The sequence below is a fragment of the Nocardioides sp. genome (assembly GCF_034670285.1).
In the GTDB taxonomy this organism is placed as follows: Bacteria; Actinomycetota; Actinomycetes; order Propionibacteriales; family Nocardioidaceae; genus Nocardioides.
This window is the reverse complement of sequence record NZ_JAXMNS010000296.1, coordinates 1-4,949: the sequence shown is the minus strand read 5'-3', so window position 1 is coordinate 4,949 and position 4,949 is coordinate 1. Positions and strand designations below refer to the sequence as shown.

The following is a 4,949-nucleotide window of genomic DNA, read 5'->3' as shown; positions in this document are numbered from 1 at the left end:
GGTCGTCGCGGTGCTCGGCGAGGTCGAGGTCGACGAGGCCGGTCTGGCCCACGACAAGTCCAGCGACATGGCTGCCGTCCTCACGCAGACCCCCGACGGACGACGGGGGCTCCTGGCGTTCACGAGCACCGAGACGCTCGCTGCCTGGAACCCCGAGGCCCGTCCGGTGCCGGTGGCCGCCCGCACGGCCGCGCAGGCGGCGGTGCAGGAAGAGGCCTCCGCGCTGGTCATCGACCTCGCTGGACCCACCAGGTTCGTGGTGGACGGCGAGAGCCTGCGCGCCCTGGCCGCCGGCTACACGCTGGCCCGCGTCGAGGGCGGCCTCGCCTGGCTCCAGGCGGACGATTCGCCGTCGGCGCCCTGATCCACTAGCATTCATCACTGACCGGATCAGTGGCACTCGCGTGCCACCGATCCATCAAGCGGAGATCAGGCTCGATCATCTCCCACCCGCATCGACCGCAGCACCAACAGGTCGTCGGGTCCGGTCTGATGGCCCGACCTGGGCTCGTGGGTGACATTCGTCCATGAGCCGGAGGTAGGTGGTCATGGCTGGCCTCCGCTTGGACTGACGACATCGTCCGGCAACGGATTGACCGCCATATCCACCCATCCACTGGAGGACCCATCAGCACCGAGCTTCGAATCAACGACCGGATCCGCGTCCAGGAAGTCCGCCTCGTTGGCCCCAGCGGCGAGACCGTCGGCATCGTTCCCACCGCCGACGCGCTGCGCCTTGCCCAGGAGGCCGACCTCGACCTCGTCGAGATCGCCCCGATGGCGCGCCCCCCGGTCTGCAAGCTCATGGACTACGGGAAGTTCAAGTACGAGAACGCCCAGAAGGCTCGTGAGGCCCGGCGCAACCAGACGAACGTGATCATCAAGGAGATGAAGCTTCGTCCCAAGATCGACGCGCACGACTACGAGACGAAGAAGGGCCACGTCGTCCGCTTCCTCAAGGCCGGCGACAAGGTCAAGATCACGATCATGTTCCGCGGTCGCGAGCAGCACCGCCCCGAGCTCGGGTTCCGGCTGCTGCAGCGCCTGGCCGAGGACGTCACCGAGCTCGGCTTCGTGGAGTCCTCGCCCAAGCAGGACGGCCGCAACATGATCATGGTGCTCGGCCCGCACAAGAAGAAGGCCGAGGCCAAGGCCGACTACTTGGTCCAGAAGGCCGAGAAGGAAGCCGAGCGCGAGGCCGTCGTCGAGTACGAGAAGGCCGAGCGCGACGCTGCGCACGCTGCCGGACCGGTCGCGGCGAAGAAGGAGCGGGGCCGCTCCGAGAACCTCGATCCCGAGATCGAGGCCTGAGACCCGGGGCTCAGCCCCAGACCCCAGCACGGGGTCGACGAATGTGTTTCAACCAAGGAGATAGCGACATGCCGAAGAACAAGAGCCACAGCGGTGCCGGGAAGCGCTTTCGCGTGACCGGCTCGGGCAAGATCCTGCGCGAGAAGGCGGGCAAGCGTCACAACCTGGAGAAGAAGGCCTCCAAGGTCACCCGTCGTCTGTCCGGCACCGTCGAGGTCGCCAAGGCCGACGTCCCCCGCGCCAAGAAGATGCTGGGTCTCTGACCCTCTCGTCCCACACCCCGGTCGAGCTAGGCGAGACCAGACAGCAACAAGGAGAACTCTCATGGCACGCGTCAAGCGCGCAGTAAACGCTCACAAGAAGCGTCGTACCACCCTCGAGCGCGCCGCCGGCTACCGCGGCCAGCGCTCGCGCCTGTATCGCAAGGCGAAGGAGCAGGTCACTCACTCCCACGTCTACAACTACAACGACCGCCGCAAGAACAAGGGCAACTTCCGCAAGCTGTGGATCCAGCGGATCAACGCCGGTGCGCGTGCCCAGGGCATGACCTACAACCGCTTCATCCAGGGCCTCAACCTGGCCGGCGTCGAGGTCGACCGCAAGATCCTCGCCGACCTCGCGGTCAACGACATCGTCGCGTTCAACGCGCTCGTCGAGACGGCCAAGGCTGCTCTCCCCGCGGACGTCAACGCCCCGCGCGAGACGACCGAGGCCTCGGCCTGAGCGTCGTACCCCTCGCGGCGGGCAACGCCCGCCTGAAGGACATCCGCAAGCTCAGCCGCCGTTCGGAACGCTCCGAGCGGCGGCTGTTCCTTGCCGACGGCCCCAAGGCCGTCGAGGGCGCACTGGGTGTCCCGGGGTGCGTCGTCGAGATCTTCGCCACCGAGTCAGGCGCCGCGCTCGCGCCCCGCGGGAGCGAGGTGACCCTCGTCGAGGATCGCGCCCTCGCCGCGCTGAGCGACTCGGTCAGCCCGGCGGGCATCGTGGCGCTGTGCCGCTTCGTCGACCGTCCCCTCGAGCACGTGCTCGACCGTGCGCCGCGCCTGGTCGCCATCTGCGCCGACGTGCGTGACCCCGGCAACGCCGGCACCGTCATCCGCACCGCCGACGCCGCCGGTGCCGAGGTTGTCGTGCTCGCGGGCACGTCGGTCGACCTCTACAACCCCAAGACGCTGCGCGCCAGCGTCGGGAGCGCCTTCCACCTCCCCGTCGCCATCGAGCCGGACGTCGCCACCGCGATCTCGGCCGCACGCGCTGCGGGGCTCGTCGTCCTCGCGGCCGACGGGAGCGGTGACGTCGACCTCCACGAGGCCGGCGACCTGCTGGACGCGCCCACTGCATGGCTGTTCGGCAACGAGGCGTGGGGGCTGCCGCCCGAGGTGGCGGCCCTGGCCGACCACCGGGTGCGGATCCCGATCCGGGGACGCGCCGAGAGCCTGAACCTCGCGACCGCCGCTGCGCTGTGCCTCTACGAGTCTGCCCGCAGCCACTCCCGGCAGTGACCAGCGGTGACCACTGGCGACCAGTAGCCTGACCCGGTGACCCAGAGCGCTCAGGACGCCGTCGACGCCCTACCCGACGGAGTCGTGATCGCGGACGGCGCCGGCGTCGTCTCCCTCATCTCCACCGAGGCCGCGACGATGCTCGGCTGGGCGTCGCCCGCCGAGGCCACCGGCCTTCCCCTCAGCACCGTGCTCCGCCTCCAGGGCCAGGACGGTCAGGAGTGGCTGCGGTGCAACTCGCCGTACGTCGGCCTGCGCACGCGCACGGCCGTGCCCGAGCAGTCGTGGGTGCTCCCCGACGGCGCCGAGGTGCTGGTGACTGCCCGGCTGCACCGTGAGCGGCCGCTGGGCGACGTCAGCCGACTCGCCATCAGCATCCGCTCGGGTCGTGGTCGCGCGCGGCTGGACCGCGAACGCTCCGACCTCGTCGCCACCGTGGCCCACGAGCTGCGCTCGCCCCTCACCGGGGTGAAGGGCTTCGTGCAGGCGCTGCTCAACCGCTGGGACCGGTTCAACGACGATCAGAAGAAGCTGATGCTGACCACCGTCAGCGCCGACGCCGACCGGCTGAGCCGTCTCATCGCCGAGCTCCTCGACGTCGCGCGGATCGACACCGGGCGCCTCCAGATGTATCGACGTCCCACGGACGCCGCGGTGCTGGTGACCCGCATCGTCGACTCGGTGGGCGCGGGCACCACGCGGCCGCTGGTCGTGGACGTCGCCGGCGAGCTCGACCAGATCTTCGCCGACCCCGACAAGTTCACCCAGGTCGTCACCAACCTGGTCGAGAACGCCGTCCGGCACGGCGAGGGCACCGTCCGCGTCCGGCTGGAGCCCCACGCCGCAGCGGGCGCCCCGGCGAGCGTGCTCGTGTCCGTCTCCGACGAGGGCGAGGGCATCCCGCCGGAGCTGCGCCGTCGGGTCTTCACGAAGTTCTGGACGGGCGGCCGGGGCGGCTCCGGACTGGGGCTCTACATCGTGCACGGCCTCGTGCGGGCGCACGGTGGCACCGTGACCATCGACGACGCCCCCGGCGGCGGCGCGGTGCTGGCATGCACCTGGCCGGCCTTCCAGGACAGCGACGTGGAACGTCCGTGACCGAGGTCCTGCTCATCGCTGCGGCGATCTTCGGGTTCGCGCTGTTCTCGCGCGGCGCGGACCGCTCGATGATCACGGCCCCGATGGTGTTCACCGCGGTGGGGCTCGCCGTGGGAGGCGAGGGGCTCGGCCTCTTCGACCTCGATCTCGAGGGCGAGGCGGCCTCGATCCTCGTCGAGGCGACCCTGGTGCTGGTGCTCTTCACCGACGCTGCCCGCATCGACCTGACGAAGCTGCGGGACGACGCCTGGCTCCCCGGACGCCTTCTCGGGGTCGGGCTCCCGCTCATGCTGGTCCTCGGGACCTTGGCAGCCCTGCTCGTCTTCCCCGGACTCTCGTGGCCCGAGGCAGCGCTGCTCGCCGCAGTCGTCGCGCCGACGGACGCCGCGCTCGGACAGGCGGTCGTCAGCGATCGGCGCCTGCCGGTCCGCCTGCGCCAAGGGCTCAACGTCGAGAGTGGACTCAACGACGGCGTCATGGTCCCGGTGATCACCGTGCTCCTGGCGCTGGCAGCGGTGGAGGCCGGTGGTCCCGACAGCTGGACCGGCTTCGTCGCGAGCCAGCTCGGGTTCGGGCTCGGCGTCGGCCTCGTGTGCGGGCTCGGTGCCGGGTGGCTGCTCGAGCGTCGCAGCGCCGGGGGAGCCGTCGACGGGGTCTTCCGTCAGCTCGGGGCGCTCTCGATCGCGGCGGGCGCCTACGCCGGCGCCGAGCTGCTGGGGGGCAACGGGTTCGTCGCGGCCTTCGTGGCCGGCCTGGTGTTCGGACGGGTGGCTCAGGTGAGCTGCAACGACATCGTCGACTTCACCGAGGACGAGGGGCAGCTGCTCACCGCCGCGACGTTCTTCATCTTCGGCGCGCTCTTCGCCGGCTCCGCCCTCACCTCGCTCAGCTGGTCGGCGCTGGCCTACGCCGCGCTCAGCCTCGTCGTCGTCCGCACCCTGGCGGTGCTCCTCGCCCTGCTGCGATCGGGAGCCCTGATCAGGACCCGCCTCTTCATCGGCTGGTTCGGGCCCCGGGGCCTGGCCTCCCTGGGCTGCG

Annotated in this window: 7 protein-coding genes; all 7 read left to right on the top strand. The window is 70.5% G+C overall.

Going from position 1 to position 4,949, the window contains the following annotated elements; translation table 11 throughout:
* Nucleotides 1–364, top strand: a 364-nt coding sequence (locus VOI19_RS14260; RefSeq protein ID WP_323793626.1) for an SseB family protein, incomplete at its 5' end; no start/stop codon positions are given.
* A gap of 188 nt (nt 365–552) precedes the next feature.
* Nucleotides 553–1,311: a translation initiation factor IF-3 gene (infC, locus tag VOI19_RS14255; protein ID WP_323793627.1), complete on the top strand. Its 759-nt coding sequence runs from the start codon at nt 553–555 to the stop codon at nt 1,309–1,311.
* A 68-nt stretch (nt 1,312–1,379) separates the two neighbouring features.
* A complete protein-coding gene (gene rpmI, locus VOI19_RS14250; RefSeq protein ID WP_182526730.1) occupies nt 1,380–1,574 on the top strand; it encodes a 50S ribosomal protein L35 in 195 nt (64 codons plus the stop codon).
* Nucleotides 1,575–1,635: 61 nt separating this feature from the next.
* Complete coding sequence (rplT, locus tag VOI19_RS14245; RefSeq protein WP_323793625.1) at nt 1,636–2,034, top strand: 50S ribosomal protein L20; 399 nt, start codon at nt 1,636–1,638, stop codon at nt 2,032–2,034.
* A complete protein-coding gene (locus VOI19_RS14240; RefSeq protein ID WP_416366386.1) occupies nt 2,031–2,813 on the top strand; it encodes a TrmH family RNA methyltransferase in 783 nt (260 codons plus the stop codon). Before rplT ends, VOI19_RS14240 begins: the two co-directional genes overlap by 4 nt.
* Nucleotides 2,814–2,849: 36 nt before the next feature.
* Nucleotides 2,850–3,911 carry an ATP-binding protein gene (locus tag VOI19_RS14235; protein ID WP_323793623.1) on the top strand — a complete coding sequence of 354 codons (1,062 nt, stop codon included), beginning with the start codon at nt 2,850–2,852 and terminating at the stop codon, nt 3,909–3,911.
* A partial coding sequence (locus tag VOI19_RS14230) for a cation:proton antiporter (protein ID WP_323793622.1) occupies nt 3,908–4,949 on the top strand: 1,042 nt, incomplete at its 3' end. The genes VOI19_RS14235 and VOI19_RS14230, both read left to right, overlap by 4 nt.